Genomic DNA, 26,123 nt, shown 5'->3' with positions numbered 1-26,123 from the left:
CACTGGGGAATCGTTAGGTTAGGGCTAGGAAATCATCGAGGGACATACTGGCGATGAGGTTGGGGGTGCCTGTGCCGTCAGGGGCGAAAATGAGGGTCCAGCCGGCGTCCGGGTAGAAGCCGTAGGCCTTATCGAATTTGCCCTGGTGGGTAAAGAGGACGGTGTTGGTTCCCGCAGGTGGGGGAGTGACGGTGCGGTTGCGCAGGCCCTGGAGGGACGTTTCGAGTTCCTTCGGGTCGCTGAAGTTGAGTGAGCCGGTGAGATCGCGATTGACCTCCACAGGAACGTCCATGGCTTGGTCTGCGTGCTGGTAGACAAAGTAGTATTCGCTAGAAAGTGCTTGTGAGACGGGAATGTCTAGGTCACGGTATTGTGCTGCAAGCTGGTTCATACGGTCAATGCTGGTGTTGGAGATGCGCTGGCCGTCGTCAATAAAACCATCTGGTGCTGGGGTGGTTTGGCTGGGGTAGGTGGCCCCGGTGTAGCGGTGGACGATGACGAGGCCTCCCTGGGTGAGTTGGTTGGAGAGATCTTCAGGGATGCGTCGTGAGGTGTCACCGAGTTCAGTGCTGGTAGCGGTGACGAGTTGGTGGGTATCTGGTGAGCTGGTTGCGGCGCTGCTGGTTTCGGGGGCGGACGAGGCCAGGACGGTTGGGGTCTGCTGGCTGGTGTGCGAGGTGGTTGCCTGGGGGGAGCCGCAGGCAGCTAGGGTGAGGACGCCCAGGACGGCGAGGGTTGGTTTGAGGGGTTTCATGGCTTCTCCTTTGAAGGTGGGGTGGTGCCAGTCTAAAACCTCAATACTTTCCTTTTCAAGTAATATGACGGGAGGTTACCGCCGTCCGCACCAGGCCAGTTCAGCCCGGTGAGCTTCGGCAGTAACGAGAAGGGCCGAAGCAAGTCAGACCACCATGCAGCGAAATCACCCAGCCCTCAACAGGTAATAACTGTATCCACCTGCTGGTCAACCAAGCTAGAAGACTCCCGCCACCACCAGGGCCGCAAGAGACATCGAATCCCGCAAACTACCTGCTACCACCAAATCCCGCAGTTCACCGGGGCTAAACCAAGCCCACCCCTCAACCTCCCCGTCAGGGGTGCCGGTTACCGGTCCACACTTGAAGCTCACAACACCTACCTCAGAACCCAAAAGCCCCGAATCAGGGTAGGTCACCCCACAGTCCACAGGGCCCTTCCCCACGATCCCCGTCTCCTCGACCAGCTCCCGGGCAGCCGTGGCCACCGCGTCCGCGTCCTCACCCAAGGCACCGCCCCGGGGCAACTCCCACAAGACCCGCCCCACAGCAGGGCGGTCCTGACGAACCAGCAACACCTTGCCCTCGTCAGACACCAGGACGGCAACAGCCCCGGCTACCTGCTGGGCCGACGGGCACACCCGCCACCACACCTGACCATCAGGGCGAACCCACCGCTGAACCACAAGCTCAGTACCCGGTGCCTGAAAAACCGGACTCCACTCAGGGCGAAAACCCATCCTAAACCTCACCTGCCACCAGGGTCATCGTCGCAGTCATCTTATGCTTTCTCAACCTCAAAACCTCTCTCATATCCTGCCAGGGTAAACCAACCACAGCACCAAGCACCGCAGCAGCCACCACCACAACAACAGACTGGCTCCGGCTCAACTCAGCCAAATCAGCAAACAGGGAAATACCCGTCACAATGACAGCCAGGGCCATGCCAGAAATAATCCTCCACCAAGCCTGACGACGGCTCACCCGCCGGGGCACCGGGGCCCCCGTTGCCTCCATCGCATAAAAAGCAATATCCTGCAGGGCCTCTTCGGGGGACGGGCCTGCCAGCTGACCTGTGGCAGAAGCACACACCGCCCTCAGGCGGGCATATTCAGACCCAGAAATATCAATCATGTCATCAATCAAGGTCCCATCTACACGCATTGTCTGACCCTCCTTCAACCGGGCAGACCTAGGCACCAACCGATCTTTCACCCGCTGCCTTCTACTACGCACTGGCAGACTCAGCCCGTACTGGTCAGCAAAACCCTCATCCATCTCAGGCTCAAAAAAGGCCAGATGCCCCATACCCTCAGCAGCAGACAGGGCCCTGTAAAAGCCCCGGGACCACAGCTCCAAAGCACACCGGGCATGAGCAAAAGGGTTATCCTCCGGCCCCATATTAGCCAGAACCCACCGGTGAACCTCATCTACCACCTCAGTACGACGGTTCAATTCCAACCCTGTGACAAACTCACCCAGACCCGTCAGCTGCACCCCGCGTCCTAAAATCTCAGACCGCAAGGACGCCAAATGCCGCCCCATCTCCAGGGGGCCAGTGCGCGTCTGGGACCAATCATCAACAGCAACCCGGCCACAGGCCATCGCCGCAACCCACTCATCCTGGGCAGCCTCAAGTGCCTCCACTACGGAGGTATCCTCCACAGGGCCAGAGAAAAACCGAAAACCAGCACCCCGCACCCACACCCGAGAATCACTAGGAGCCCACAACCAGGCGCGATCAGCCACATCACCTAACAGGGCCATACGCGCCGAAGACATGGCCACAAACTCCTCCTGACGAACCTGGGCAAGCTGCACATCAAGGGACACCCGTGCGCCCCCACCCCAGCCACGCTGCACAGGAACCCAGCGCTCGCCGTCCTGGGAAGCCGCCAGACCACTGACTTGGGCTAAAGACCCCGGCGCACATTTAACCCTAAGAGGCAAAGGCTCCCCAGGCCCCAAACCCAGAACAGCAGCCAGCCCCTCAGGCCCACGAGACAAGAAATAGACCCCATCCAGCACCTGGTTCCGGTCCAACACCAACTCAGTACCCATCAACAGCGCCATCCGCACCGCTGCATCCAACCTCTTCACAGCCTCCTCAGCCCCCAAAGTACGCCACATATTGGCCTGGTGGACCGAATCAAAATCAAACACCTGAATACCAGAAGAAACAGAAACCATACCCACCAGTCTACTGAGCCAGCCCCACCCCAAATCCCTATCACGACCTACCGTCTCACACTCTGCACCCTGCTTGCCCCGCCAGGCACCTGCCCCGCTACAATAAATCAATCCCCAACCAGGCCCAGCCCACAGAGCAAAGAAGCTCCCAAGCTCCAAAGCCACCTGGGGACAACCAGACACCACCACCCGAGCCCAAGAGCACCACCATGACCCAACCCACCCCACAATCAGCCATCACCCTCCGCTTCCTCGCCGCCCCCACTGACATCCTCATCGCCGGCGCCGCGGGCGTCCACGGGGGCCGCGTCCTCGAATGGATTGACAAGGCCGCCTACGCCTGCGCCGTTGGCTGGGCAGGAACCTACTGCGTCACCGCCTACGTCGGCCACATCCACTTCACCCGCCCCATCCCCTCCGGCCACCTGGTAGAAGTGCGCTCGCGCATCGTCTACACAGGCCGCTCCACCATGCACATCGTCAACGAAGTGCTCTCCGCCGACCCACGAGACGGAATCTTCACCCGGGCCTGTGACTGCCTCGTCATATTCGTGTCCATTGGAGAAGACAAAAAGCCCAGCCCCGTAACCCCCTACCTTCCGGTAACTGATGAAGAGAAGCGGGTGCAGCAGGCAGCACTTTCCCGCATTGACCTGCGCAAGGCCATTGAGCAGGAGATGGAAGCCCAGGTCTACACCAGCAACTCCACTGCCCCCGAAATCACCCACCGCTTTTTGGCCAAGCCGACGGACGTGAACTGGGGCGGGAACGTCCACGGCGGCACGGCCATGGAATGGATCGACGAGGCAGCCACCAGCGTGACCATGGGCTGGACGGGCGAGCGCACCGTCGCCGTCTACGCCGGGGGAATCCGTTTTTACAAGCCGGTTCATATTGGGGATCTCGTGGAGGTCAATGCCCGGCTGGTGCATACCGGCACCCGCTCCATGGGAGTCATCATCCACCTGCGGGCTGGTAACCCCAGGGAGCAGCATGATCAATTGCCGCTGGCCATTCACGCAACCATGACCTATGTGGCTACTGACCTTGACGGCCAGGCCCTGCCTGCCCGCCAGTTCACCCCCAGCACGGATGAGGACCGGGCCCTGCACGCCCACGTCACCCGCTTGCGGGAGCTGAGGGCCGAATACGAGCCCATGCCCCTGGTGGCCCCGCTGGTTGAAACCCAGAGACTCGTCGACTAGGTAACAGAGCAGAAGAGCCCCGCACCGGGTCAAGGTGCGGGGCTTTTGCGATTGGTGGGGGCTAGTGGCAGGTCAGCTATCTTAGGTGGCGCTCGAGGTGCTGGCCTGCCTCAAAGAGCAGGTCTTCTGCGCCGGGGCGGCGGGGGGCTACCAGCTGGACGGAGGTCGGTAGGCCGTCGCGGGCCCGTCCTGCCGGAATGCTGAGGGCGGGGTTGCCTGCCACGTTCCAGATCAGGGTGTAGGCCACGGACGGAACCGCCTCGGCCATGGCCTTGAGGAAAGCCCCGTGCCGCCCCACCAGGCCCCGGCCTAGGGTGCCGACGGGGGCCGGGCGGCTGGCCGTCGTGGGGGTTAGCAGAAGATCGTGGTCCGTGAAGTAGGTGGTGTCCAGGCGCTCAGAGATAACGGCCCCGGCGGCCTTGGCGCGGGCCAGCACCGGGCCGGTGGCCCAGAATCCCAGCTGAGCGGTGTGCCGGTGCAGGGGCTCAATCTTTTCAGGGGCCTCCAGGGCCTGGATCTCGTCGATGAGCCCGGCAAAGAACTGCACGGTAAAGGCGGCAGTGGGGTCAGGGACGCGCTCATCCACCCAGGTCACGGTATGCCCGGCGGCCCGGAGGGCTTGGGCTGCTGCCCAGAGGGACCTGCGGTGGTCGGGGTGCAGTTTCGCCAGGGGGCTAGCAGGCCGCGCCGACACCGCAATCTTCAGGGGCCGGACGGGCACAGCGTCAGCCCAGGGGGCCGGTTGAGGTAGCCCTGCCAGCACCCGGTACATCAGCTCAGCGTCCCGCACAGAACGGGTAATCGGCCCTGCCGTGCCCAAATCATGCCACAGGTGCCCGTAGGGGGCAGTAGGCACCGTGCCTCGGGCAGGTTTGAAGCCCACCACACCGCACCGGTCCGCCGGAATCCGAATGGAACCACCGCCGTCCCCACCCAGGGCAAGGGGAACCATACCCGACACAACCGCAACCGCCGACCCACCCGAAGACCCACCCGGGGTGAACCGGGGATCCACCGGGTTGCGGGTGACCCCAAAAGCCTCAGACTCGGTCACCGGGAAAGCCCCAAAAGCTGGCATGGTGGTCTTGCCCAGAATCAGGGCCCCAGCCTGCCTCAGCCTTTGAACCGTCAGGGAATCCTCAGCCTTGGGCGAGGTGTTAGCCGCGGTGCCGAAACTGGTGGCCGTCCCGGCAACGTCGTTTTCATCCTTGATGACTACCGGCACCCCGTGCAGGGGGCCGCGCTCGCCGGGGGCAAGACGGTCCAGGGCTTGGGCGGCTGCACGGGCCTCATCCTCAAGGAGCAGGGTGAAAGCGTTGAGGGTAGGGTTCAGCTGGGTGATGTGGGTCAGGGCAGCGTCGAGCCCCTCTGCAGCTGAGCTGGCCGCCACGGCCTGCCGCCAGTCGTGGGCGTCCAGGGTATGCCAGGTCACCATGGTGCCTCCTTCCGGAACCATCTGTTTCTTGCACTATTCTAGGGTGCAGGGTACACCTACCGATGAAAACCTCACGGCTCAAGGAGGGGCCATGAACCAAACCACCAGCCTGCACCTTCCCGGGGTGGGTGCCCCCTTGCGTCGGGCCCTGGCAGAAGCCGGCTACACCAAGCTGGCCCAACTTGACGGGGCCAACTACCGGCAGCTGCTAGTCCTGCACGGGGTAGGGGCCAAGGGGTTAGGACGCCTGCTCACGGCTTTACGAGCAACAGGCGGGGACATGCTTGAGGCCCCAACCCCCGAAGACGTCCACGCCCAGGCCCCTACCGTGACTATCACTGCCGGGCACACCGGGAAGGTGGCCGCCGACATCAAAACCAAGCCCACCGCCGTCGACCCCCGTGCCTTCTGCGAGGCCGTAGAATGGCCGGTCCGCAGGGCAGATGGCCTTGAGTTGCTCCAGATCTTTACCCAGGTCACCGGGCAGGAGCCGGTCATGTGGGGCCCCACCATGGTCGGGTTCGGCCAGGTGCATTATGAGAGCTCCTCAGGGCGACACGGGGACTGGTTCAAAATCGGGTTCAGCCCGCGCAAGGCCTCCCTCACCCTCTACGGCATGCAAGGCGCCCCCACCTTCAAGGAACTCACCACCCACCTGGGCAAACACCGGCTGGGTGCTGGTTGCCTCTACATCACCTCCCTCAAAAACATCGACCGGCAGGTACTCCTACAACTCATCAAGGACGCCTGGGCCGCCCCCTTAGACGGGTAAGGTCAGCAGAACAGTCCGTGAGACAATAGGGGAGTGAGTCCAACAGAACCAAGCACCCCTCAAACCCCAACAGCCCTCGACCGCCTTATCATCGCTGACGCCACAACCCACATGCCAGCCACCCCAGGCCGGGACCTCCTGGTGCTCGATGACCCCACCGGCGCCCTCACCGGCTGGGCCCTGGACCAGGTGGGGGAGGGTGGCCGAGTCCTAAGCCGCCAGCGCCTCTACACCGACGCCCAGAACCTCCGCACCCGCTACCCCAACCCGGCCCTGATCATCGCAGGCCTCACCCCCCAGGGGCAGATCGAGCCTACCACCTTCGGCCTCGGTGACTTCCTCAAGGCCCACGCCTTTGACGGCACCCTCGCCATCGGCAGGCTACCCAAGAGCCATGCGGCGCTCGCTGACATAGCCCACGATTTTGCCAGCTACCAGGTAGGGGCTGGGCGGCAGGCAGCCCTGCTGCTGGGTGGGAACACCAAGCATATGCAGGTCAGTTTCAATCAGACCCTGGGCCGGGATCTTTCGCAGGTGCAGGGGTTGCGCGGCCAGGGTAAGCACCGGTGCCTGCTGGCTACCGGCCCCCAGCCCGCTGACTCACCTGCCCACCAGGCTGGGCCCTTGAAAGCGGTGGGCGGGGTCTTTTCCGGAGCCAAGCCTGATCGAGGCGGGCAGTTGCTGGCAGCCTGCGCCTTGGCCCACCTAGCCAATGCGCGTCCGTCCGGCCCGGTGACTTTGCTTGATTTGGGCTGCGGTAACGGGTCGGTGACGGCCCAGGTGCTCAAGAACTTACCGGCGGGGGTTGAAGTAGCCCGGGTGTGGGCCAGTGATGTGGATTTGGACGCGGTGCGCTCAGCTTCCCTGAACCTGGGCCAGGACGCTCGGGTTGAGGTGACCTGGGATAACGCCGCCTCCCGCTTGCAGGAGCAGAGCCTGGATTATGTGCTGCTGAACCCTCCCTTCCATACCGGTACGGCGGTGGACTTGAGCCTGGTGGGGCCCCTGCTGGACTCTGCCGTGCGCCTGCTTGCCCCGGGTGGACGCCTCTTTCTGGTGCATAATTCCCATGCCCGCTACCGGCCTCAGGTTGAGGCCCGCTTTGAGCAGGTACAGCAGCTGGAGCGCACCCCCACCTTTACCGTGCTCACCGCAACAGCCCCGGCCGGGGCAGTGTCGTCCGTCCATCACCAGGAGGTAACTGAAGCGTGACCATCAAAATTATTGCGATCGGCAAGAAGCATGAGAAGTGGGTTAAGGACGGCATTGACCGGTATGAAACCCGCCTGCGTAAGCCCTGGGATATTTCCTGGCAGTTCTTGGCCCATTCTTCCCTCGCTGAGGAGGCAGCCCGGGCTGAGGAGTCCCGCCGGATCCTTGAGAAGGTTGAGCGCGACGACTACCTGGTGCTGCTGGATGAACGGGGGGAAATGCTCTCCTCCCCGGCCCTGGCCCGCCTGCTGGAAGGGCAGCTGGGGTTCAAGAAGGTAGTGCTGGTCATCGGTGGGGCCTACGGGGTGGACGATACCGTGCGGGCGAGGGCTAATACCGTCTGGAGCCTTTCTGATCTGGTCTTCCCCCACCAGCTGGTGCGCCTGATCATTACCGAGCAGATTTATCGGGCCGGTGAGATTGCCGCTGGCCGCCCCTACCACCACGTCTAGGCTGGTAGGGCTAGGGTTTATTCGTAGATAAGGACAGTGAGCAATGAGTTTTCCTGAAGGATTTTTGTGGGGTGGGGCTACGGCCGCCAACCAGATTGAAGGTGCCTACGCCGAGGGCGGGAAAGGGCTGAGCGTCCAGGACGTTCTGCCCCAGGGGCTGAGGACTGCCCCCACGGATCAGCCGACCGCCGATAACCTCAAACTTGAGGGCATCGACTTCTACCACCGCTACATCGAGGATATCGCCCTCTTTGCCGAACTCGGTTTTAAGGTCTTCCGCCTCTCCTTTGCCTGGTCGCGGATTTTTCCGCGCGGCGATGAGGCAGAACCCAACCCCGAGGGTCTGGCCTTCTACGACCGGGTCATTGACGAACTGCTGAAACACGGTATTGAACCGCTGGTGACCCTGAGCCACTACGAGACACCCCTGCACCTGGCCCGCCAGTACGGCGGGTGGGCCAACCGGGCCCTGATTGACTTCTTCGAGCGGTTTGCCCGCACGGTCATGACCCACTTTGCCGGTAGGGTGCGCTACTGGATTACCTTCAACGAGATCAACTCAGTGTTGCACTTCCCCTTTTTCTCGGGCCTTGAGGGAACCCCCGAGGAGATCGGCCCCCAGCGTCTCTACCAGGCAGTTCACCATGAGCTGGTTGCCTCAGCCCGCGTCACCCGCCTGGCCCATGAGATTGAGGGCCAGAACAAGGTAGGTTGCATGATTCTGGCTGTGCCCCGCTACCCGCTGACCCCAGACCCGTCCGACGTACTCGCCGCCCAGGTAGCCTCCCGCGACGACTACGTCTTTGGCGACGTCCACTGCCGAGGCACCTATCCCGGCTACTTCAAACGTAAACTCAAGGAGCTTGGTGTTGAACTTGATATCACCGAGCAAGACCGGCAGGACCTGCTCAACACCGTCGATTTTGTTTCCTTCTCCTACTACATGTCCGTCTGCGAAACCGCTGGTACAGCAGAAACCGGGGAAGGCAATATCATCGGGGGAGTGCCCAACCCCACCCTCCAGGCCTCCGAGTGGGGCTGGCAGATTGACCCGGTCGGCCTGCGCCTCGTGCTCAATGACTTCTGGGACCGCTGGGGTAAGCCCCTCTTCATCGTCGAAAATGGTCTGGGCGCCAAGGACCAGCTGGTGGAAGGTGGGTCAGACGGGGTCACGGTTGAGGACGACTACCGAATCAGCTACCTGCGTGAGCACCTGCTCCAGGCCGAAGAAGCAATCGCCGACGGGGTGGACCTGCTGGGCTACACCATGTGGGGCTGCATCGACCTGGTGTCCATGTCCACCGCCCAAATGTCCAAACGCTACGGGGTGATCTACGTTGACCGCAACGACGACGGCACCGGAACCCTCAAGCGGTACCGCAAAAAATCCTTCCACTGGTACCGCCAGGCCATAGCTACCAACGGCACCTCCCTGAATATTTAATACACATTGCTGCTGTGCCCCCATCTGCTGAACAGGTGGGGGCACAACTAACACTTATGAGCTGCCCAACCGATAGGCTAACCCCAAAGAGCTCATGAGTCTCCCCGCTCAACCTTCCCAGTACACTAAACCCATGCACCGCACCGAAATCGCCCCCCGCAGACTCATCGCCCAAGCCCTCGCACCAGCGTCCGCCCGACCCACCACCCCCACCACCATCACCGACGCAGCCCACTACATGATCGCCACCCAAGGCCAAAACTACGCAGGAGGCCTCACCGCCCTCGCCCTCCGAGCAGGACTGGACGAAAAACCACTCACCACCAACACCAGCCACCTGGACACCGCGCTCGCCGACTATGAACTGGTGCGCACCTGGTCCCAGCGCGGCACCCTGCACTACCTGCACCGCAGCGACCACTGGGTGACCACCCTCCTCGGGCCCCGCTCAGTCACCGGTAAGCTGGAGCGCCTAGCTGAGCAGTTCGGTCTGAGCGTTGAGGGCTACGAGGCAGCCCGGTCGCTGGCTGAAAGCGCTATTAGTAAACCGGTGAGCCGCGACCAGCTGCGGGCCCTCTTCGCTGAGGCGGGCTACCCCCGAGAGCTGCTGGGCCACCACTTGCGGCGGCTAGGTTCAGGCGGTGCCATCATCCAGACCCGCCGAACGGGTCAGGACGATACCTTCGTTGCCTCAGAGGTAGCCATTCCTGAGCAGGTTGCTGACGCCACCATCCGCACCCCTGCCGAGAAAACCCGGGAACTCACTGCCCGCTACTTCTCCACCCGGGGCCCGGCCTCCGTCGATGATTTCAACTGGTGGTCCACCCTGCCTAAGTCCACCATCACCCGCACTGCAGAGGCCCTGGTTGCCTCCGGCGAGCTGATGAGCTTCGTCCTGGACGGCACCATCTACTACATGGGCAGTTGGCAGCAGGACGTCACTACCCAAGACCTCGACCACGCCCTCTCCCTAACCTTCCACCTACCGGCCTTCGACGAATACTTCATCGCCTACAAGAACCGCTCCCACCTCTTTGCCCCCGGGGTAGACCCCCACAGCGTCATGACTAAAAACGGGATCGGCTGGCCCTTCACCGTCGAAGGCGGGCAGATCACCGGACGCTACCTCCCCTAAAAAGGTTGGTTGCCTGGCAAGATTCGGGCGGTAAAGTTTACTGACAAACTGTTCAGACACCCGCGCGTAGCATTACCCTAACTGCCTGTGAAGACGCTATATTTTTATATATGGCAAAGAAAAAAGTTACCCTTGTATCCGCGCTTGCGGCGACCGCCCTGTTCGCAGGCTGCGCTCAAACCATCGTTCCCGGCATGGGCTTCCAAGAAATTGACGGCTGGGGTGGCCGCGATGACATCACTTTCGAGGTAACTGCCCAGCTCGACGGCAAGGAAGCACCCGCCACCGTCACCGTCTACCAGGATCAGATGAGCTTTGACGGCAACAAGGCAGAATTTGAGGGCGAAGCTTTCTACCAGCTGACCTACGACCAGCTCTCAGACCTGGCAGGCTCCACCATCCGCGTTGCCGTGTCAGCAGCCGACCCTAACGCAGACGTAACCTGCGCCATCAAGGGCACCGGCTACGCCCTAGAAGCAGGCGACCACGTCAACCACGCCAACGAGGCTGACGGCACCGGTAGCGCAACCTGCGTCCTCAAGGTCGACTAAAACGGCCCCGACCATCCATCACACACAGCACACAAAGAAGGTGGGCACCAAAGACGGTGCTCACCTTCTGTCTCACTCGGAGTAACACAAACCACGGGCCCACCTGTGATAGGCAAGCCAGGAAGATGAAATACTAGGGGTATGACCACACCAGGGGCACACGAAATCCGAACCATTGTCGCTGAGGCCGCCGATGAAGCCGTCAATATCGGCTACCGAATCGGAGATAACATCCACTCATTCCGGGAGCGCAGGGCCAAGAAGGCCGGGCTGGAGCCGGTAATCGTGCCGAGCGTCGGCTACGGCACCCGGGGCTGGGTCCGTCTTCTGGGGCGGGCCCTCTACAAGACCGACCTCTTTGAGGAGTTCTTCAACTCCGTTGAGAAAGAAGACCCCACCGTTGACCCGGTGCGCGGGTGGCGGTCATTTACCTCTGTTGCTATTGCCAACGCCAAGGTTGTGATTGATATTGAGGGCAGGTCGTTTACGGTCTACGCCGACCGCGGGGGAGTGGTCGACGTCAAGCTGGAAGTAGACCTGAGCCCTGGCCTGCACACGGTCACTATGCAGACCCCCGGCAGCCAGCTGGCAACCACCTCGGTCTACATCGTGCCCGAGGAACAGACCCTCGGGATTATCTGCGACGTCGACGATACCGTCATGAACACCGCCCTGCCCCGCCCCTTCGTGGCCGCCTGGAACAGCTTCGTCCTCAACGAGCACGCCCGCAGTGCCACTCCCGGCATGGCCGTCATGATGGACCGCCTCCACCGGGCCCACCCGGAGGCCCCCTTCATGTACCTCTCCACCGGCGCCTGGAACGTCACCCCCACCCTGCGTCGTTTCCTCCACCGCAACGGCTACCCCAAGGGCACCTTCCTGCTCACCGACTGGGGGCCCACCCCCGACCGCTGGTTCCGCTCCGGCTCCCAGCACAAGGTCAATGCCCTACGGCGGCTGGCCGCTGAGTTCCCCCATATGCGCTGGATCCTCATTGGCGACGACGGGCAGCGCGACCCCGAAATCTACAACGGCTTCGCTGTGCGCTACCCCCAGAACGTCGAGGCGATCCTGATCCGAAACCTCACCTTCGGGGAGTCTGTGCTGTCCTCCGGGCGGGTCTGGGGCGATCACCGGGCCCGAGACATCGTCAAGGGCGACCTCTGGCTCGAAGGCAACGACGGAACCGCCCTCTACGAGCAGCTCAAAGGCCGCGGGCTCGTCTAAAGAACCGCGCTTAAACACCTTAAGGGGCACCCTTGTCAAGCCTGACCAGGGTGCCCCTTCACGCGACACGCCACCGGTAAAAAACCTTAAAAAACAGGCCCACCTAGCCCTTAAAACTCAAGGCTCAATTTAGGGTTGAAAGCCCCAGCCTTGATATCTCGCGGGAGGTCTGGTCTTAAGCCCCAGGAGGTTGAGATGGCCCCAGGCTTAAGGTCACACAACCGCCTCCGGCCCCACCCCAAAAAGACCTTAATGTGGATAACTCCCTTAAAGCCCGTAAACGCGCGGAAGGGCTGTGGATAGCTCTCTGATTTAAAGAAAATTCGTAACAGACCACACTATGTAGGGTTAGGTGCGCTCTTGAAACACTAGATGTAGTATTAAATCTCGGTTCCGAGCCCTAGAGGCAAAACCTCCAGGAACAGCTGACGAACCTCGCAACGAGCCCTATACAGCCTGAGAAATACTGCCACTCACGCTTACCAAGGAGAAACCCCACCATGACCGTAACGGTGTACACCAAGCCCGCCTGCGTCCAGTGCAACATGACCTACAAGGCCCTCGAAAAGGCCGGCGTCGAATACAACACCGTTGACATCACTGAGGACGCCGCAGCCCTGTCCATGATCAAGGACCTCGGCTACCTGCAGGCCCCCGTCGTCATCGCCGGTGAAGAGCACTGGTCAGGCTTCCAGCCCGACCGCATCAACTCCCTGGCAACCCAGGCAGCCTAAGCCGCCGCCGTCCTTCCCCGAACCCTGAGTTAGGCGCAGCAGCGCCACCTGAGCATTGAGGTAAACCTCATGGAACCCACACCAGACGCAACCGGTGAACCCACCATCGTCTACTTCTCATCCGTCTCAGAGAACACCCACAGGTTCGTCCAGAAGACAGGCATCAAAAACCTCCGCCTGCCCCTGCGAACCAGCGAGGAACCACCCCAGGTCAGCGAGCCGTTCGTGCTCTGCGTCCCCAGCTATGGGCGGCCCGGGGGAGCAGGATCAGTTCCGCCCCAGGCCATCAAATTCCTCAACAACCCAGCAAACCGGGCCCTCCTCAAGGGCGTCATCGGGGCTGGAAACACAAACTTCGGCGAACTGTTCTGTGTAGCAGCCGACAAAATCGCCGCAAAATGCCATGTGCCCGTCCTCTACAAATTTGAGCTCATGGGCACAGAAGAAGATGTAGCAACCGTTCAAGAAGGAATCAAAGAATTTTGGATTCAAAACTCCCTGTACCCGGAGCCAGCGTAGAGCCCGGCCACGAGGACCCCAGCACCCCTGAGAAATACCGGGGCATGAGCTACCACGAGCTCAACGCCCTGCTCAACCTCTACGACGAGAACGGTAAGATCCAGTTCGAGGCTGACCGCCAGGCCGCCCGCCAGTACTTCCTGCAGCACGTCAACAACAACACCGTCTTCTTCCACGATCTGGAAGAGAAGATTGACTACCTGATTAAGCACCAGTACTACGAGCCCGAGGTCTTTGAGAAGTACTCCTTTGACTTCGTCAAGTCCCTCTCCAAGCTGGCCTACTCCAAGAAGTTCCGTTTCCCCACCTTCCTGGGTGCCTTCAAGTTCTACACCTCCTACGCGCTCAAAACCTTTGACGGCCAGCGCTACCTGGAGCGTTTCGAAGACCGCGTTGTAATGGTTGCCCTGCTGCTGGCTGAGGGTAACGAGGATCTGGCAGTGAAGATCGTTGAAGAAGTGATCTCCGGCCGTTTCCAGCCTGCTACCCCCACCTTCCTCAACGCCGGTAAGAAGCAGCGCGGCGAGCTGGTTTCCTGCTTCCTGCTGCGTATCGAAGACAACATGGAGTCCATCGGCCGCTCCATCAACTCAGCCCTGCAGCTCTCCAAGCGCGGCGGCGGCGTCGCCTTTGCCCTCACCAACCTGCGTGAGGCCGGGGCCCCCATCAAGAAGATTGAGAACCAGTCCTCAGGCGTCATCCCCGTCATGAAGCTGCTGGAAGACTCCTTCTCCTACGCCAACCAGCTCGGTGCCCGCCAGGGTGCAGGTGCGGTTTACCTGCATGCCCACCACCCCGACATCTACTCCTTCCTCGACACCAAGCGCGAAAATGCCGACGAGAAGATCCGTATCAAGACCCTCTCCCTGGGCGTCGTGATTCCCGATATCACCTTTGAGCTGGCCAAGAAGAACGAGGACATGTACCTCTTCTCGCCCTACGACGTTGAGCGTATTTACGGCGTTCCCTTCTCAGACATCAACGTCACCGAGAAGTACTACGAGATGGTCGATGACGCTCGTATTAAGAAGACCAAGATCAACGCCCGCGAGTTCTTCCAGACCCTGGCTGAGATTCAGTTCGAGTCGGGCTACCCCTACGTCATGTTTGAAGACACCGTCAATAAGGCCAACCCCATTGACGGCAAGATCATCATGTCTAACCTCTGCTCTGAGATTCTGCAGGTGTCTGAGCCCTCCGTCTACAACGCTGACCTGGGCTACGAGACTATTGGTAAGGACATCTCCTGCAACCTGGGCTCCATGAACATTGCCCTGGCGATGGACGGCGGCGACCTGGGCGCGACTGTTGGGGCAGCGATTCGCGCCCTGACCGCTGTGTCTGACCAGTCCGATATCACCTCTGTTCCCTCCATTGAGCGCGGTAACTCCATGAGCCACGCTGTTGGTCTGGGCCAGATGAATCTGCACGGCTACCTGGCCCGCGAGCACGTCTACTACGGCTCTGACGTTGCCCTGGACTTCACTAACATCTACTTCTACACCGTCACCTACCACGCAATTCGCGCCTCCATGGAGATTGCCCGCGAACGCAAGGAGACTTTCGTAGGGTTCGAGAAGTCCAAGTACGCCTCCGGTGAGTACTTTGAGAAGTACATCAACGGCACCTGGGACTTCGAAACCGAACGCGCCCGGGAGCTCTTTGCTGGCCACTTTGTGCCCACTGCTGAGGACTGGAAGCAGCTAGCTGCTGAGGTTGCCGAGCACGGTATGTACAACCAGAACCTGCAGGCTGTTCCGCCCACCGGTTCTATCTCCTACATCAACGGTTCTACCTCCTCCATTCACCCCATTGCTTCTAAGATCGAAATCCGCAAGGAGGGCAAGCTGGGCCGTGTCTACTACCCGGCACCCTTCATGGATAACGACAACCTGGATTACTACCAGGATTCTTATGAGATCGGGTATGAGAAGATCATTGACACCTACGCCGTTGCTACCCAGCACGTCGATCAGGGCCTGTCATTGACCCTCTTCTTCAAGGACACCGCCACCACCCGTGACGTCAACAAGGCCCAGATTTACGCTTGGCGTAAGGGTATCAAGACCATCTACTACTCACGTATTCGTCAGATGGCTCTTGAGGGTACCGAGGTCGAGGGCTGCGTCAGCTGCATGCTCTAGGCCTGTGGGTGGGTGCGAGCTTGTAGATGAGCGGACGCGCCCAGCCCTGGTGAGGGGGCTTTCCATCTTCCCTGCGGGGAGGGGAGGCCCCCTTGCCTGTCCCCGGGGTGCTTGCTCTGGGTGGATAGGGTCAGATAGTCTATATAACTGATAAGTTAAGCTGATTATTTTAGGTTGGCGCCCTTGGAAAATTTTTTACAGGAGCAGGCGGGTACCTTACGGTATGCGGTTTTTAGAATGCACCGACGCCTGAGAAACGAAACCGCCTCCCACTCACCCCTGTCTTTCGCTGAAGAGACTGTGCTGGACCAGCTCAGGGTCACCCCTCGCCAGACGGGGGCCGAGCTGGCCCGGTTCCAGCGCATGACCCCGCAGTCCATGAATAAGATTGTGGCTTCCCTCCTGCACCGGGGCTACCTGGCCTCGGGTAAGAACCTGCACGATAAACGACGCAAGGAGCTCTACCTGACCGAGCACGGCAGGGCCACTATCACAGCCCTCATTGACCGCCGGGACGCCTGGCTCGTTGAGCGGGCTGCCGAGATCTTCAACGAGGACGAAGCCGCCCGCCTCTCAGAAGCCCTTCCCCTCCTCCGTCGCCTAGCAGACCGCGAAAGCCGCTACGAAACCCCAGCCGACCCCAACCCCACCAGCTCGGGGCAGGGGAGCGGGGCGGCCGCGTCTTAACCGGCCCACAGCAAAAACCACCAGCCCAGCCCCTGACAAGGAGCCGGGGCAAGAACTGAGATAAGCACCGCCCCCTCACCCCCGTGCAAAACCAACCCAAGGGTGGGACAATAGAAACCAATGCGCCCGTGCGCTACCCACCAAAAACCAAGGAGAGCCCCCGCAATGAGCGAAAAGGTCAAACTGGTTAACCACGTTGAAGCAATCAACTGGAACCGAATTGAAGACGAAAAGGACCTTGAGGTCTGGGACCGACTGACCGCCAACTTCTGGCTACCCGAAAAGGTGCCCCTGTCCAACGACATCCAGTCGTGGAACACCCTGACCGAAGAAGAAAAGCAGCTGACCATGCGCGTCTTCACCGGCCTGACCCTGCTCGACACCATCCAGGGCACCGTCGGCGCTGTCTCCCTGCTGCCCGACGCCGTCACCGCCCACGAAGAAGCCGTCTACACCAACATCGCCTTCATGGAGTCAGTACACGCTAAGTCCTACTCCTCTATCTTCTCCACCCTCTGCTCCACCAAGGAGATCGACGAGGTCTTCCGCTGGTCCACCGAGAACGAGCACCTGCAGAAGAAGGCCCGGATCGTCATGGACTACTACAAGGGCGACGACCCCCTCAAGAAGAAGGTTGCCTCCACCCTGCTGGAAAGCTTCCTCTTCTACTCGGGCTTCTACCTGCCCATGTACTGGTCATCCCGCGCCAAGCTCACCAACACCGCTGACCTGATCCGCTTGATCATTCGCGACGAGGCCGTTCACGGCTACTACATTGGCTACAAGTTCCAGCGGGCCCTGGAAAAGGAAACCCCCCAGCGCCAGGAAGAGCTCAAGGAATACACCTTCAACCTGCTCTACGAGCTGTACGAGAACGAGGTCGCCTACACCCACTCCCTCTACGACGGCGTGGGCCTGAGTGAGGACGTCAAGAAGTTCCTGCACTACAACGCCAACAAGGCCCTGAACAACCTGGGCTATGAGGCCATGTTCCCGGCGACCGTCACCAACGTGTCACCCGCGATCCTCTCAGCCCTCTCACCCAACGCCGACGAGAACCACGACTTCTTCTCCGGCTCCGGCTCCTCCTACGTAATCGGTAAGGCCGTGAACACGGAAGACGAAGACTGGGACTTCTAAACGCCCTAGTCAAAGCTAGAAACTGGCCCCTCGCCGCGCCCCGAACTAGGGGAGTGGTGAGGGGCCTTTTCTAACTGCGAGGCTATTTGCAACACCCATGACAATAACTGGTGCAGCCGTTGGGCTATGGATCTTCAGCAGTTGAGGTTTCGTCCGCCGCCGTGATGTGGCGTGGGTTGGGTACCCGCTCTGTTGCCCCCTGTGCGTGCGGGGTGAATACTAATATTTTGGGGTAACAAAACCCCCTTCTTTGCTCAAGGCAATGAAGGGGCTACATCTGAATATTCTTACGAGAGTGGTGATACAGGAGTAAAAACTCGATTCTCCCATGAATCAATGAATTCACGATACTTTTCAGGCGGAACCGCTTTAGCGATTAACAATGCATTTTTGATGAAGTCTACTGCCATGATTGGTTCACCTACATCTATTAGATCAAATGCGTCTTCAATCATATCTTCAGGCAAGAGGTGTTTCACGTCTTCGAAAAGATTCATCACATTATCAATGGTAACTTCCATTTAGTTCATTATACCTATTCTTATCATGGATTGAAGAGGTTTGGATTCCTTTATTTCAACTGTAGGGTTTATAAAGATTCCAGCTCCTCTGATTGGATACACAGTCCCCAAACGTTCTGTGACGGTCCCTGAATCGTTTATCCAAGGTCGGGTAATCACATCTTGGTGTAGCCCTTCCAGCTTTAAATTTGAAAAATCACCTTTGGAATAGACTGCTTACCCGTAGAAAATCGCTCCCGAGTCACTACTTCAACAGTCAGGCTGTTCCAGCTTTCTGGGAACTCTGTTGTGCCTGGTTTGCCAAGCCCATAAGAAAGGCCGCCAGCATGCTCATCCCCATCCCAAATATGCAATGTGGGGCTGATACACGGCACATGCGAATCAGCCCCTCGTTTTAAGTCTAATGCAACCAATCGTAGGCAAATACTTCAGATCGATAAAGGGCTTGCACAACCTGATTCTGCCCGATACCGTGGCCTCTGTTATGGCGTCCGCTGTGGTGGACCATTGGGTCAGCAGGGGTTATGCCATCGCGTCAGTTTTGCTCTTGCTGCTGCTCCCGGCTTCGTTGAAGTTGGGGAATCCGCTGCAAAGAAGCGTAGGCCGAGCATGGTTTCACCGATGTACAGGGGGACTATTGCCTCTGTGTACTGTTGGAAAATATGCTTCATGGCTTCATTTGACTAATCGTGCAGGGCAACGTAAGCGGTAGTTTGCTCCGCAGCGGAGTTGTATTCGACGAGGAGGTTTTCGAGGTTGTCCTTGCCGAAGTGGATTACGCTGTGTTCGCCAATGCTGGTGGCGAGTGCTTGGGATTCTGATGCATCGTGGGTCATCTCGATTCATGGCTCCTTTCTGCATCCTGGCACCTCCAAGGGTGCCCGGGTGCCTGCTACAGGCTGAGGTTGTTCAATAATGACAGTTGGTCACTGTTGCCTACTGTGGCTTACCGTGGTTCACTGTAGCTTTCTGTCGTGTCCTAAAGGCTAGCTTATTCTGTGGGAAGGGTAGTGGAGGTTACGCCTGTTGCTGGCTTCTTACCCTCCTTTGCGCTGTGTTTGGGTTAATGGCGGTCAAAAAGGCGGTCAGGGAACACCCCCCCAAACGGGCAATATACCTAGCCCGTCGAAAAATTAGAGGCTATTAGCGAGACCCCTTGCAACACCCAAGACAGCAACTGGTGCAGCCATTGAGAAATGGATCTTCATCAGTCGAGGCTTCATCCGCCGCCATGATTTGGCGTGGACTGGGCACCAGTCCCTGTTGTCCCCGGGGCGTGCGGGGTGAAATCTAGGTGTTTTAGGGTGCAAAAAGCGCCCCTGGTAGGCAGAGGCGCTTCCCGCGATATCTTATTTCTAGAAAGAGTAGCCAAATTCTTCTTGAATTATTGACTTGTATTCATTTTGAATGTGGGGGCTGTACTTCTTAGCAAGTCCCTCAAGTATTTCCAACGTCAATCCAGGTGCTTGTTGAGCATCAAGCTCATCGACGTGCAGCCTGCTTTGATCTTCGGGGGACATTACATCTCGAAGAGCACGTAAAAGTTCAAGTGCAACATCTTCTAAAGCAATGGTGTCAACGTAATCTGTCTGCATATTTATCAGGATACTCTGATGAAGAAAACTTTAACAGTGGTTTTTTACATTACCTACCGGGAAGTAGTCTTCTACCCCATTTCCTTTCACCGGGTATTTTGTGCCTACCTTGCCGTCTCTAATACTTATTCTCAAGAGCTTACCTCTAGAGAACCCCTCGAATTTTATTGATCCGTCTTCTATCTTTAGTAGCCCGGCTTTGAAACTGCGCATCTACGATAGCTTCAAGTACATTTTCTGCACTCCACCAGCGTGGGAAACGGGTCTTGCCTTTCTTTGTAGCAGTGTGCAGGTGCCCTCCGCCGTTGCGGTCGCCATGCAAGATAGGCAAAGGCGCTTTCTCACAATTCAGAGTTTCAGCTCGTGCAGCTCTTCGATGATGGCTGATGAAGTTGGGGAAAGCTTCGCTGTGGAAGCAACATAATATGGAACCATGACATCAATAGCGATGCCTGCCTCTCCGACAAACAGTAGTTCCCTTACGAAATCTTGTGTTGAGCTATCCAACAGTGGATGGACGAGATTAAACATCTCTTCTGTAGCTGTATGTATACGATCCTCGTCTGAGGCACTATGCGTAGACATTGGGGACCCTTCTCGCTTGGTGTGGAATTAGAATTGATGTCGTAGAACTATCTGTCGCAACAATATTAACGCTATCTCCCCCGGAGACTCACTGCTGGTCGTCCTCACCCAGAAGCCACTACAATCACCTATCAGCTGCTTATCTCCACCACTTCTTCCACACTGTTTTTTCGGGGTAGGTGTGGCGGACGTCCGCCAGGGCCTTCATGCGGGCGTGGCTGGGGCCGTCCCACAAAACCCATTTCGCAAATTCAAGATCCAGCTTCTCAGGGCAGCCTTCGGTCATGTCCGGCCGGTTGGTCCCGCGGTAGGTGAGCCAACGGCGTCCTACCCTCCACAGGCGCACCAGGCGGGGCGCTAAGAGCACATAGATCCGGTCAGCCTCCGCCAACCGCCGCTCAAAATGCACATCAGAATAACCGCCCTCAACCACCCAGGAGTCATTCTCATCCAAAAACTCACCCACCAGAGCAAGTTCGTCCGCCAGCTCCCTCTCAACCCACCCCGGCAACCAGTGAACACTATCAAGGTGCATCAACGGAACCCCATACCCGGCAGCCAGCCGTCGAGCCCACGTCGATTTTCCCGCACCGCTTAAACCTAAAACAACAATCTTCATAGCCACAGCCTACCGCCCGGGCCGGGGCCAAGCGACACAGGACGGGGCAGCCCGACGAAGCCGCACCCGGCACGAACCAGCACCTCCGCCGGGGCGGCAAACAGAGTACCCTAGATACAGACAACCCCAGCAGAAAGAGAGCCATGCCCGCCCCCGTCACCAGCTACACCCAGGCAGAAGACATCCTGGCAGCCCAGCTGTCCATCGATCTCTGCCTGCCTGAACAGGCCATTAGCATAGCCAGGCAGCACGGCTCCACCCAGCTCTCCGCCCCCCGCCTCCCCCTGGACGACATGCACCCAGCCCGCCGCCGCTATCGGGACCACTGGGAACTACGCCTCATCAACTACCGGGGCCTCACCGTCATCTGTGCCCAGCACCCGCGCGTCCGTGAAGCCGCCGATAACCTACTGGCTGGCGACAACGGCAACTGGGTGGGGGATTACTCTGAGCTCCGCAAACTCAACGACTATCTCACCCCCTACGCCCTCCAACTCTCAGGGACCTCCCTTTTCTACACCCCGGGCAAGGATTTTTGGGACGCCCCCGCCCGGCCAGTTGCGCCCTCCGGCTTTGAGTACCGGTGGCTCACCCCGGCAGAGTGCGAAGCCTACCGGGGTAATCCTGACTTTGAAAATGCCCTCGGTTTCAAGGAACTCCGCCCGGACGTGCAGGTGCTCGGGGCCTTCGCAGGCACCCAGTTAGTTGCCCTGGCCGGTGCCAGTGAAGACTCCGACTGGTGCCGCCAAATCGGCATAGACGTTCTGCCTGCCTACCGGGGCCGGGGTCTGGCGTCCTACCTTGTCTCTGAGCTTGCCCAGGCGGTGCTGGCTGAGGGTTTCGTACCCTTCTACGGCACGAGCCCCTCCCACATCACGAGCCAGCAGGTTGCCCTGAACGCGGGCTTCCGACCGGCTTGGTGGGAGTTCGTGTCCACGAGCCTGAACGAAATTTCGGTGGGCTAATGCTAGAGGTTCAACGGTTTTCTGCGGGTGAAGCGTCGCCGGTGATGGCTGAGATGATTGAGTCAGCTATGGCTACTGTCCGCCTGGTGGGGTCTGGTGGGGCGGCGTCGTCCTTGCGCCTGTACCGGCCTGAGCGGGTGGTTGCTTTTGGGCGGCGGGACGAGCTGAACCCTAACTTTCCCCGCGCCCTTGACGCTGCCCGGGCCCACGGGTACCAAACCCTGGTGCGGCGGGTCGGCGGGCATGCGGCGGCCTACCACCCGGGGTGCCTGGTGGTGGATCACTTCCAGCAGGACGCCGACGCCGTGAGCGGCAACCACGAACGGTACAGCATTTTCGGCCAGATGTTCGCCGGTGCCTTGAGTGACCTGGGCGTTCCGGCTGGGGTGGGGGAGCTGCCCGGCGAGTACTGCCCTGGTGAGTACTCGGTATGGGGGCAGAAACCTACGGGGGACAAGGTGAAACTGATTGGTACAGCCCAGCGGGTGGTCGCTGGTGCCTGGTGGTTTTCATCAGGGATTGTGGTGACAGGCGCGGACGAGCTGCGAGCGGTAACCAGGGACGTCTACCGGGCCCTGGGCCTGCCCCTTGACCCGGCAACCGTGGGGGCAGCCAACGATATTGAGCCCCTGATCACCGTTGATGATCTTGAGGATGCCGTGCTCACCGCCTACGCCGAGGAGGGCTTCTAATGTGCGGCCGCTACGCACTTGAACTAGCCATGGAACACCCTCAGTACCTGGCCGGGGTGGAGCTCACCGAGCCCATCACCCACTACAACGTGGCCCCCACGAGCACGGTGCCGATTCTGGTGGACCGGCTGCTCGCAACAGAGGAGACGGTTCAGGACGCCGCCGCCCACCCGGGCGCCCCAGGCGGGCCAGAGGGCGGGGCGGGGCCGTCCTCACCCGCCTTCACCAGGGAGCTACACTCAGCCCGCTGGGGGCTGCTCCCGACCTGGGCTAAGGACCCAGCCTTTTCCTCCCGGGCCTTCAACGCCCGCAGCGAAACGATCTTTGAGAAGCCGACCTTCCGGGAGGCCGCAGTTTCAGGCCACTGTGCTATTCCGGTCAGCGGCTACTACGAGTGGAAAACAGAAACCACCGCCGGGGGCAAGAGCCTCAAAACCCCCTACTATGTTCACCGGGCCGACGGCCGCCCCATCTATTTCGCTGGCCTTTACGCCTGGTGGAAGATCCCTGCTGAGTTTGCTGGGGTTGAGGGGCCCTTCCCCGGCCAGGAGGGGCAGTGGCTGCTGTCTTGCTCTATCATCACCATGGACTCGCCGGGCAACGGGGAGTTTGAGCCGGGAAACCTGGCCGACCTGGGGGAGCAGGTCTATGCCAGCCCGGTGGAAGAGCAGTTGGGCCAGCTTCATAACCGCCTGCCTGTACCCCTTAGCGTTGAGGACGATACCCGGGCGGGCAATGACGATACCCTCACCCTCTGGCTGCGGGCGGGCCGTCCAGCCGGAGCACCCAAGTCCACCCCTGAACAAACCCGCACCTACCGGGCCTCAGCCGCCGAGGCCCTAGAGCACATTAGGGGCCAGGCCTTTGCCCAAACCACCGGCTGGCAGCTGACCCCCACCCACCGCGACGTCGGCAACGTGCGAAACAACGGCCGCTATCTTCTAGAAGCCGACCAAGACCTCCTCAGCGGGCTCACCCCCTAAAGGCCAACAGGCCCACCCGGGAGGGTAGGCCTGTTGTGGCTGGGAGTGTAGGACTAGATGAAATCTGTTTCAGGGAACCAACGGTTGAAGTCCAGGGTCAGGTAGAGGGCCAGGGCGGCGGCATTGTTTTCGCTAATCCGCACGGACACCTGCTCGTAACCGTCCTCATGCATTTGGTCAATACTGCGACGAATCAGCTGCTCCGCCAGGCCCTCACGGCGACGGGAGGCCGCCGTGAACAGCTCGTAAATGGTCGGAATGCTCTTAGGCTCAGTGACGACGCGGTGCTTGAGACAGAGGGAGGCGGCCACGATTCGGTCGTGCTCATCGACGACGACCGGGGAGGCGTCAGCGTAGAACTCGCCGTGCTCACCCTTGAGGATTCTCTCCATCTCAGCGGTCGCGTCCTCCTGGCTGCTGAACCTTTCGTCCTCGTATGAGGCGAAGTAGAGGCGGGCCAGGGCTTCAGCGTCCTCGACCTGGGCAGGGCGGGTTGCCACGGTCAGAGGCTTGGTAGCCGGTGAGGTTTGTGAAATGAGGGTAATCAAGCCGCTCATTGGAGGCCTCCTTAGGTCTGGGTCTGATTTACACTGTGATGTATAGAATAATCTGTTGGCTGACGAATTCCTACCGTTTTACCAAGAATTCACCTAGCCACTACAAAGTTATGTCATATTTCAGTGTACTGAGCAGGGCCTTGTTCGGTGAAAATGGCGTGTCATAGAAGGGGGAAGTAGGCAATGAAGTTTGGGCAGATTCGTCACGAAGGTAAGGCCCGTGCTGTGATTGAGAGCGGGGGAGTGTGGTACCGTCTCCCGAAGCCGCTGCATAAGTATTTGGGGTCAAGTGATCTTCGGTCGGTGAGTCCAGATCAGCTGGGGGCCCAGGAGGCCCAGGTGACTGAAGCTGACCTCGTTGCCCCGCTGACCAAGGTGAAGCGGGTGCTGTGCGTAGGCCTGAACTTTACGGACCACGCTGAGGAGGTAGGGGCTGAGCTGCCCACCTACCCCACGATTTTCACCAAGTTTGGTAATGCTCTGATTGGGCCTGGGGAGCAGATCCGGTTGCCCCTGGAAAGCAGCAAGATTGACTGGGAGGTTGAGCTGTGTGCCGTGGTAGGACGACGTGCCCGCCGGGTCACGGAGCAGGAGGCGGCTGATTACCTGCTGGGGTACACCGTCATGAACGACGTCTCTGTGCGTGACTGGCAGGGACGCACCAGTGAGTGGTTCCAGGGGAAGAACTGGGATTCGATGACCCCCTTTGGGCCGGTGATTGTGAGCCCGGAAGAACTGGATATTACGGGCGGCCTGGCCATGACCTGCTCTGTCGATGGGGAGGTGCGCCAGCAGGGGTCTACAGCCAATCTGATTTTTGGGCCTGAGCAGGTGCTGGCCTACCTCTCAACCTTTATGACCCTGGAACCCGGCGACCTGATTGCCCTGGGTACCCCTGCCGGGGTGGGCTTGTCCCTGCGGCCCCGACGCTGGCTGGCCCCCGGCCAGGTGGTGCAGACTGCAATCGAGGGTATTGGCACCCTAACGAATACCTGTTCCGAGCCCAGCTAGCCTGTACTCGGTTACTGCCGCCCGGTCGTCCTGACCTGTCAGACAGGGGTGGGGCTTGCCCCCAGGGGGTAAAAAGAGCCCGCCGACCAGGAGCCGATGTTTGCTCTCTGGCGGGCGGGCTTTGTGTGAGTGAACTACTATTCCGAGCGGAATAGCGGCCCAAACCTGTGGTTCACCAAATTGTGGACTGTATTATGCAGCGTGCTGGCAGGTTGAGCAAGTGCAGTTGTCGCAGGCGCAGGAGGCGCAGACGTCTGAGCAGTCGGCGCACTGGCAGGTGTTGTGGTTGCAGGTGGCGCAGGTGCAGTCTGAGCAGGTGCAGGTGACGCAGAGGTCGTTGCAGTCCTTGCATTCGCAGGTGGTGCATTCGTCGTAGTGGCCTTCGTGCTCACGGTGGGCGTGGCCGTCGTGGAGGTAGTCGACGTGGTCCAGGTGGATGATGGCCTGGTGGCCGCAGTCGGGGCCGTGGGTGTGGGCGTGGGTTTCTGATTCGCGGTGCAGGGTTGCGGTGCTCATGATTGTTCCTTTGTGTGTTGGTGCACATCGGCAATGATGTGTTTGATGTGGTTGTCGGCCAGGGAGTAGAAGGTTTTGCGGCCTTCCTGGGTGCTGGTGACGACGTGGGCCTCTTTGAGGAGTTTGAGGTGGTGGCTGGCTAGGGGTTGTGAGACTCCTAGGCAGGTGTGGATTTCACTGACGGTGTGGGGTTGCCCCGCGAGGTGGTGGCAGATCGCCAACCGTAGGGGGTGGGCGAGGGCCGAGAAGAGCGCGATGGAGGGTTCGAGTTCTTCGGGGGTTGGTGAGCCAGTGGTTTCCATAAAGAAAACTTTATATAAAGAATGGTTTATGAGTCAAGGGGGTGGGGGCGTGTTGCAGCCGGGTTTGTGCGGGTGTTCATGTCTTTCACCCGAAGTGCATATCGTTTGATATGTACTTCGGGCGGACGGGGTGAATTTCGGGTCTGCCTGAGCGGGCCCGGTGCGGATGCTGCCGGTT

The 26,123-nt window shown here is 59.8% G+C and carries 28 protein-coding genes; 17 read left to right on the top strand and 11 right to left on the bottom strand.

The window, feature by feature from the left end; genetic code table 11:
• Positions 1-13: 13 nt before the first annotated feature.
• The 3 genes from L7A15_RS00590 to L7A15_RS00580 form a co-directional block, all read right to left on the bottom strand.
• The gene (locus tag L7A15_RS00590; RefSeq protein ID WP_237207870.1) at positions 14-754 is read right to left on the bottom strand and encodes a hypothetical protein; all 741 of its coding nucleotides are present in this window, start codon (positions 752-754) and stop codon (positions 14-16) included.
• A 216-nt stretch (positions 755-970) separates the two neighbouring features.
• The gene (locus L7A15_RS00585) at positions 971-1,492 is read right to left on the bottom strand and encodes an NUDIX hydrolase (protein ID WP_237207869.1); all 522 of its coding nucleotides are present in this window, start codon (positions 1,490-1,492) and stop codon (positions 971-973) included.
• Between the two features lies 1 nt (position 1,493).
• Positions 1,494-2,585, bottom strand: coding sequence for a hypothetical protein (locus tag L7A15_RS00580; protein ID WP_237212237.1), 1,092 nt, complete (start codon positions 2,583-2,585; stop codon positions 1,494-1,496).
• Positions 2,586-3,151: 566 nt separating this feature from the next.
• On the opposite strand from L7A15_RS00580, the gene L7A15_RS00575 reads away from it, so the two are divergent.
• Positions 3,152-4,147: an acyl-CoA thioesterase gene (locus L7A15_RS00575; RefSeq protein ID WP_237201315.1), complete on the top strand. Its 996-nt coding sequence runs from the start codon at positions 3,152-3,154 to the stop codon at positions 4,145-4,147.
• A gap of 76 nt (positions 4,148-4,223) precedes the next feature.
• Here L7A15_RS00575 and L7A15_RS00570 read toward each other — a convergent pair whose 3' ends face one another.
• A complete protein-coding gene (locus L7A15_RS00570) occupies positions 4,224-5,582 on the bottom strand; it encodes an amidase family protein (protein WP_237212236.1) in 1,359 nt (452 codons plus the stop codon).
• A 91-nt stretch (positions 5,583-5,673) separates the two neighbouring features.
• Here L7A15_RS00570 and L7A15_RS10720 point away from each other — a divergent pair, with 91 nt between their 5' ends.
• The 12 genes from L7A15_RS10720 to nrdF all read left to right on the top strand — a co-directional run bounded on the left by L7A15_RS10720 (position 5,674) and on the right by nrdF (position 17,599).
• On the top strand, positions 5,674-6,354 hold the full coding sequence (locus L7A15_RS10720; RefSeq protein ID WP_336603513.1) for a DUF1801 domain-containing protein: 681 nt from the start codon (positions 5,674-5,676) through the stop codon (positions 6,352-6,354).
• A gap of 33 nt (positions 6,355-6,387) precedes the next feature.
• On the top strand, positions 6,388-7,566 hold the full coding sequence (locus L7A15_RS00560) for a class I SAM-dependent methyltransferase (protein ID WP_237207866.1): 1,179 nt from the start codon (positions 6,388-6,390) through the stop codon (positions 7,564-7,566).
• Positions 7,563-8,018, top strand: coding sequence for a 23S rRNA (pseudouridine(1915)-N(3))-methyltransferase RlmH (locus L7A15_RS00555; RefSeq protein ID WP_237207865.1), 456 nt, complete (start codon positions 7,563-7,565; stop codon positions 8,016-8,018). The genes L7A15_RS00560 and L7A15_RS00555 overlap by 4 nt, the downstream gene beginning before the upstream one ends.
• A 43-nt stretch (positions 8,019-8,061) precedes the next feature.
• Positions 8,062-9,462 (top strand): glycoside hydrolase family 1 protein, encoded by a 1,401-nt coding sequence (locus L7A15_RS00550; protein ID WP_237207864.1) that lies wholly within the window; start codon positions 8,062-8,064, stop codon positions 9,460-9,462.
• A gap of 94 nt (positions 9,463-9,556) precedes the next feature.
• Entirely contained in the window at positions 9,557-10,597 is a 1,041-nt protein-coding gene (locus tag L7A15_RS00545) for a winged helix DNA-binding domain-containing protein (RefSeq protein ID WP_237212235.1), read from the top strand.
• A 110-nt stretch (positions 10,598-10,707) separates the two neighbouring features.
• On the top strand, positions 10,708-11,148 hold the full coding sequence (locus tag L7A15_RS00540) for a hypothetical protein (RefSeq protein ID WP_237201310.1): 441 nt from the start codon (positions 10,708-10,710) through the stop codon (positions 11,146-11,148).
• 141 nt (positions 11,149-11,289) lie between these two features.
• Positions 11,290-12,375: an App1 family protein gene (locus tag L7A15_RS00535; protein ID WP_237207862.1), complete on the top strand. Its 1,086-nt coding sequence runs from the start codon at positions 11,290-11,292 to the stop codon at positions 12,373-12,375.
• A gap of 500 nt (positions 12,376-12,875) precedes the next feature.
• The gene (gene nrdH, locus L7A15_RS00530; RefSeq protein WP_237189613.1) at positions 12,876-13,109 is read left to right on the top strand and encodes a glutaredoxin-like protein NrdH; all 234 of its coding nucleotides are present in this window, start codon (positions 12,876-12,878) and stop codon (positions 13,107-13,109) included.
• A 69-nt stretch (positions 13,110-13,178) separates the two neighbouring features.
• Positions 13,179-13,628, top strand: a complete 450-nt coding sequence (gene nrdI / locus L7A15_RS00525) for a class Ib ribonucleoside-diphosphate reductase assembly flavoprotein NrdI (protein ID WP_237189612.1) — start codon at positions 13,179-13,181, stop codon at positions 13,626-13,628.
• Entirely contained in the window at positions 13,592-15,772 is a 2,181-nt protein-coding gene (gene nrdE / locus L7A15_RS00520; RefSeq protein ID WP_423817288.1) for a class 1b ribonucleoside-diphosphate reductase subunit alpha, read from the top strand. The genes nrdI and nrdE overlap by 37 nt, the downstream gene beginning before the upstream one ends.
• Before the next feature lie 183 nt (positions 15,773-15,955).
• Positions 15,956-16,459, top strand: a complete 504-nt coding sequence (locus L7A15_RS00515) for a MarR family winged helix-turn-helix transcriptional regulator (protein ID WP_237207861.1) — start codon at positions 15,956-15,958, stop codon at positions 16,457-16,459.
• A gap of 165 nt (positions 16,460-16,624) precedes the next feature.
• Positions 16,625-17,599 (top strand): class 1b ribonucleoside-diphosphate reductase subunit beta, encoded by a 975-nt coding sequence (nrdF, locus tag L7A15_RS00510; RefSeq protein ID WP_237207860.1) that lies wholly within the window; start codon positions 16,625-16,627, stop codon positions 17,597-17,599.
• 287 nt (positions 17,600-17,886) lie between these two features.
• Here the strand turns inward: nrdF and L7A15_RS00505 are convergent, their stop codons facing one another.
• The 4 genes from L7A15_RS00505 to L7A15_RS00490 form a co-directional block, all read right to left on the bottom strand.
• Positions 17,887-18,120, bottom strand: coding sequence for a hypothetical protein (locus tag L7A15_RS00505; RefSeq protein WP_237207859.1), 234 nt, complete (start codon positions 18,118-18,120; stop codon positions 17,887-17,889).
• Between the two features lie 683 nt (positions 18,121-18,803).
• Positions 18,804-18,956 carry a hypothetical protein gene (locus tag L7A15_RS00500; protein ID WP_237207858.1) on the bottom strand — a complete coding sequence of 51 codons (153 nt, stop codon included), beginning with the start codon at positions 18,954-18,956 and terminating at the stop codon, positions 18,804-18,806.
• 519 nt (positions 18,957-19,475) lie between these two features.
• Positions 19,476-19,715 carry a hypothetical protein gene (locus L7A15_RS00495; protein WP_237207857.1) on the bottom strand — a complete coding sequence of 80 codons (240 nt, stop codon included), beginning with the start codon at positions 19,713-19,715 and terminating at the stop codon, positions 19,476-19,478.
• Between the two features lie 724 nt (positions 19,716-20,439).
• Positions 20,440-20,835 (bottom strand): hypothetical protein, encoded by a 396-nt coding sequence (locus L7A15_RS00490; protein WP_237207856.1) that lies wholly within the window; start codon positions 20,833-20,835, stop codon positions 20,440-20,442.
• Between the two features lie 227 nt (positions 20,836-21,062).
• Between L7A15_RS00490 and L7A15_RS00485 the strand changes: the two genes are divergently transcribed.
• From L7A15_RS00485 to L7A15_RS00475, 3 genes are read left to right on the top strand one after another with little or no spacing between them, the layout of a single operon-like run.
• Positions 21,063-21,884: a GNAT family N-acetyltransferase gene (locus L7A15_RS00485; protein WP_237207855.1), complete on the top strand. Its 822-nt coding sequence runs from the start codon at positions 21,063-21,065 to the stop codon at positions 21,882-21,884.
• Positions 21,884-22,576 carry a lipoate--protein ligase family protein gene (locus L7A15_RS00480; RefSeq protein WP_237201302.1) on the top strand — a complete coding sequence of 231 codons (693 nt, stop codon included), beginning with the start codon at positions 21,884-21,886 and terminating at the stop codon, positions 22,574-22,576. Before L7A15_RS00485 ends, L7A15_RS00480 begins: the two co-directional genes overlap by 1 nt.
• Positions 22,576-23,559, top strand: coding sequence for an SOS response-associated peptidase (locus L7A15_RS00475; protein WP_237207853.1), 984 nt, complete (start codon positions 22,576-22,578; stop codon positions 23,557-23,559). The genes L7A15_RS00480 and L7A15_RS00475 overlap by 1 nt, the downstream gene beginning before the upstream one ends.
• 53 nt (positions 23,560-23,612) lie before the next feature.
• Here the strand turns inward: L7A15_RS00475 and L7A15_RS00470 are convergent, their stop codons facing one another.
• Complete coding sequence (locus tag L7A15_RS00470; RefSeq protein ID WP_237207852.1) at positions 23,613-24,116, bottom strand: GNAT family N-acetyltransferase; 504 nt, start codon at positions 24,114-24,116, stop codon at positions 23,613-23,615.
• Positions 24,117-24,419: 303 nt separating this feature from the next.
• Here L7A15_RS00470 and L7A15_RS00465 point away from each other — a divergent pair, with 303 nt between their 5' ends.
• A complete protein-coding gene (locus tag L7A15_RS00465; RefSeq protein ID WP_237207851.1) occupies positions 24,420-25,127 on the top strand; it encodes a fumarylacetoacetate hydrolase family protein in 708 nt (235 codons plus the stop codon).
• Positions 25,128-25,319: 192 nt separating this feature from the next.
• On the opposite strand, the gene L7A15_RS00460 is transcribed toward L7A15_RS00465, so the two are convergent.
• Together L7A15_RS00460 and L7A15_RS00455 are read right to left on the bottom strand one after the other, a co-directional pair.
• On the bottom strand, positions 25,320-25,643 hold the full coding sequence (locus L7A15_RS00460) for a hypothetical protein (RefSeq protein ID WP_237189597.1): 324 nt from the start codon (positions 25,641-25,643) through the stop codon (positions 25,320-25,322).
• Positions 25,640-25,945 carry an ArsR/SmtB family transcription factor gene (locus L7A15_RS00455; RefSeq protein WP_237201298.1) on the bottom strand — a complete coding sequence of 102 codons (306 nt, stop codon included), beginning with the start codon at positions 25,943-25,945 and terminating at the stop codon, positions 25,640-25,642. Before L7A15_RS00455 ends, L7A15_RS00460 begins: the two co-directional genes overlap by 4 nt.
• Positions 25,946-26,123: the final 178 nt, after the last annotated feature.

Source organism: Rothia nasimurium, assembly GCF_928391935.1.
Taxonomy (GTDB): Bacteria; Actinomycetota; Actinomycetes; order Actinomycetales; family Micrococcaceae; genus Rothia; species Rothia nasimurium_D.
The sequence above is the reverse complement of the archived record's forward strand: the minus strand, read 5'-3'. Positions and strand labels throughout refer to the sequence as shown.

Coding starts and splice junctions, on each gene's coding strand:
- L7A15_RS00590 (WP_237207870.1), bottom strand. CDS start 754: ATGAAACCCCTCAAACCAACCCTCGCCGTCCTGGGCGTCCTCACCCTA.
- L7A15_RS00585 (WP_237207869.1), bottom strand. CDS start 1,492: ATGGGTTTTCGCCCTGAGTGGAGTCCGGTTTTTCAGGCACCGGGTACT.
- L7A15_RS00575 (WP_237201315.1), top strand. CDS start 3,152: ATGACCCAACCCACCCCACAATCAGCCATCACCCTCCGCTTCCTCGCC.
- L7A15_RS00570 (WP_237212236.1), bottom strand. CDS start 5,582: ATGGTGACCTGGCATACCCTGGACGCCCACGACTGGCGGCAGGCCGTG.
- L7A15_RS10720 (WP_336603513.1), top strand. CDS start 5,674: ATGAACCAAACCACCAGCCTGCACCTTCCCGGGGTGGGTGCCCCCTTG.
- L7A15_RS00550 (WP_237207864.1), top strand. CDS start 8,062: ATGAGTTTTCCTGAAGGATTTTTGTGGGGTGGGGCTACGGCCGCCAAC.
- L7A15_RS00545 (WP_237212235.1), top strand. CDS start 9,557: ATGAGTCTCCCCGCTCAACCTTCCCAGTACACTAAACCCATGCACCGC.
- L7A15_RS00540 (WP_237201310.1), top strand. CDS start 10,708: ATGGCAAAGAAAAAAGTTACCCTTGTATCCGCGCTTGCGGCGACCGCC.
- L7A15_RS00535 (WP_237207862.1), top strand. CDS start 11,290: ATGACCACACCAGGGGCACACGAAATCCGAACCATTGTCGCTGAGGCC.
- nrdH (WP_237189613.1), top strand. CDS start 12,876: ATGACCGTAACGGTGTACACCAAGCCCGCCTGCGTCCAGTGCAACATG.
- nrdI (WP_237189612.1), top strand. CDS start 13,179: ATGGAACCCACACCAGACGCAACCGGTGAACCCACCATCGTCTACTTC.
- nrdF (WP_237207860.1), top strand. CDS start 16,625: ATGAGCGAAAAGGTCAAACTGGTTAACCACGTTGAAGCAATCAACTGG.
- L7A15_RS00505 (WP_237207859.1), bottom strand. CDS start 18,120: ATGGAAGTTACCATTGATAATGTGATGAATCTTTTCGAAGACGTGAAA.
- L7A15_RS00500 (WP_237207858.1), bottom strand. CDS start 18,956: ATGACCCACGATGCATCAGAATCCCAAGCACTCGCCACCAGCATTGGC.
- L7A15_RS00495 (WP_237207857.1), bottom strand. CDS start 19,715: ATGCAGACAGATTACGTTGACACCATTGCTTTAGAAGATGTTGCACTT.
- L7A15_RS00490 (WP_237207856.1), bottom strand. CDS start 20,835: ATGCACCTTGATAGTGTTCACTGGTTGCCGGGGTGGGTTGAGAGGGAG.
- L7A15_RS00485 (WP_237207855.1), top strand. CDS start 21,063: ATGCCCGCCCCCGTCACCAGCTACACCCAGGCAGAAGACATCCTGGCA.
- L7A15_RS00480 (WP_237201302.1), top strand. CDS start 21,884: ATGCTAGAGGTTCAACGGTTTTCTGCGGGTGAAGCGTCGCCGGTGATG.
- L7A15_RS00475 (WP_237207853.1), top strand. CDS start 22,576: ATGTGCGGCCGCTACGCACTTGAACTAGCCATGGAACACCCTCAGTAC.
- L7A15_RS00470 (WP_237207852.1), bottom strand. CDS start 24,116: ATGAGCGGCTTGATTACCCTCATTTCACAAACCTCACCGGCTACCAAG.
- L7A15_RS00460 (WP_237189597.1), bottom strand. CDS start 25,643: ATGAGCACCGCAACCCTGCACCGCGAATCAGAAACCCACGCCCACACC.
- L7A15_RS00455 (WP_237201298.1), bottom strand. CDS start 25,945: ATGGAAACCACTGGCTCACCAACCCCCGAAGAACTCGAACCCTCCATC.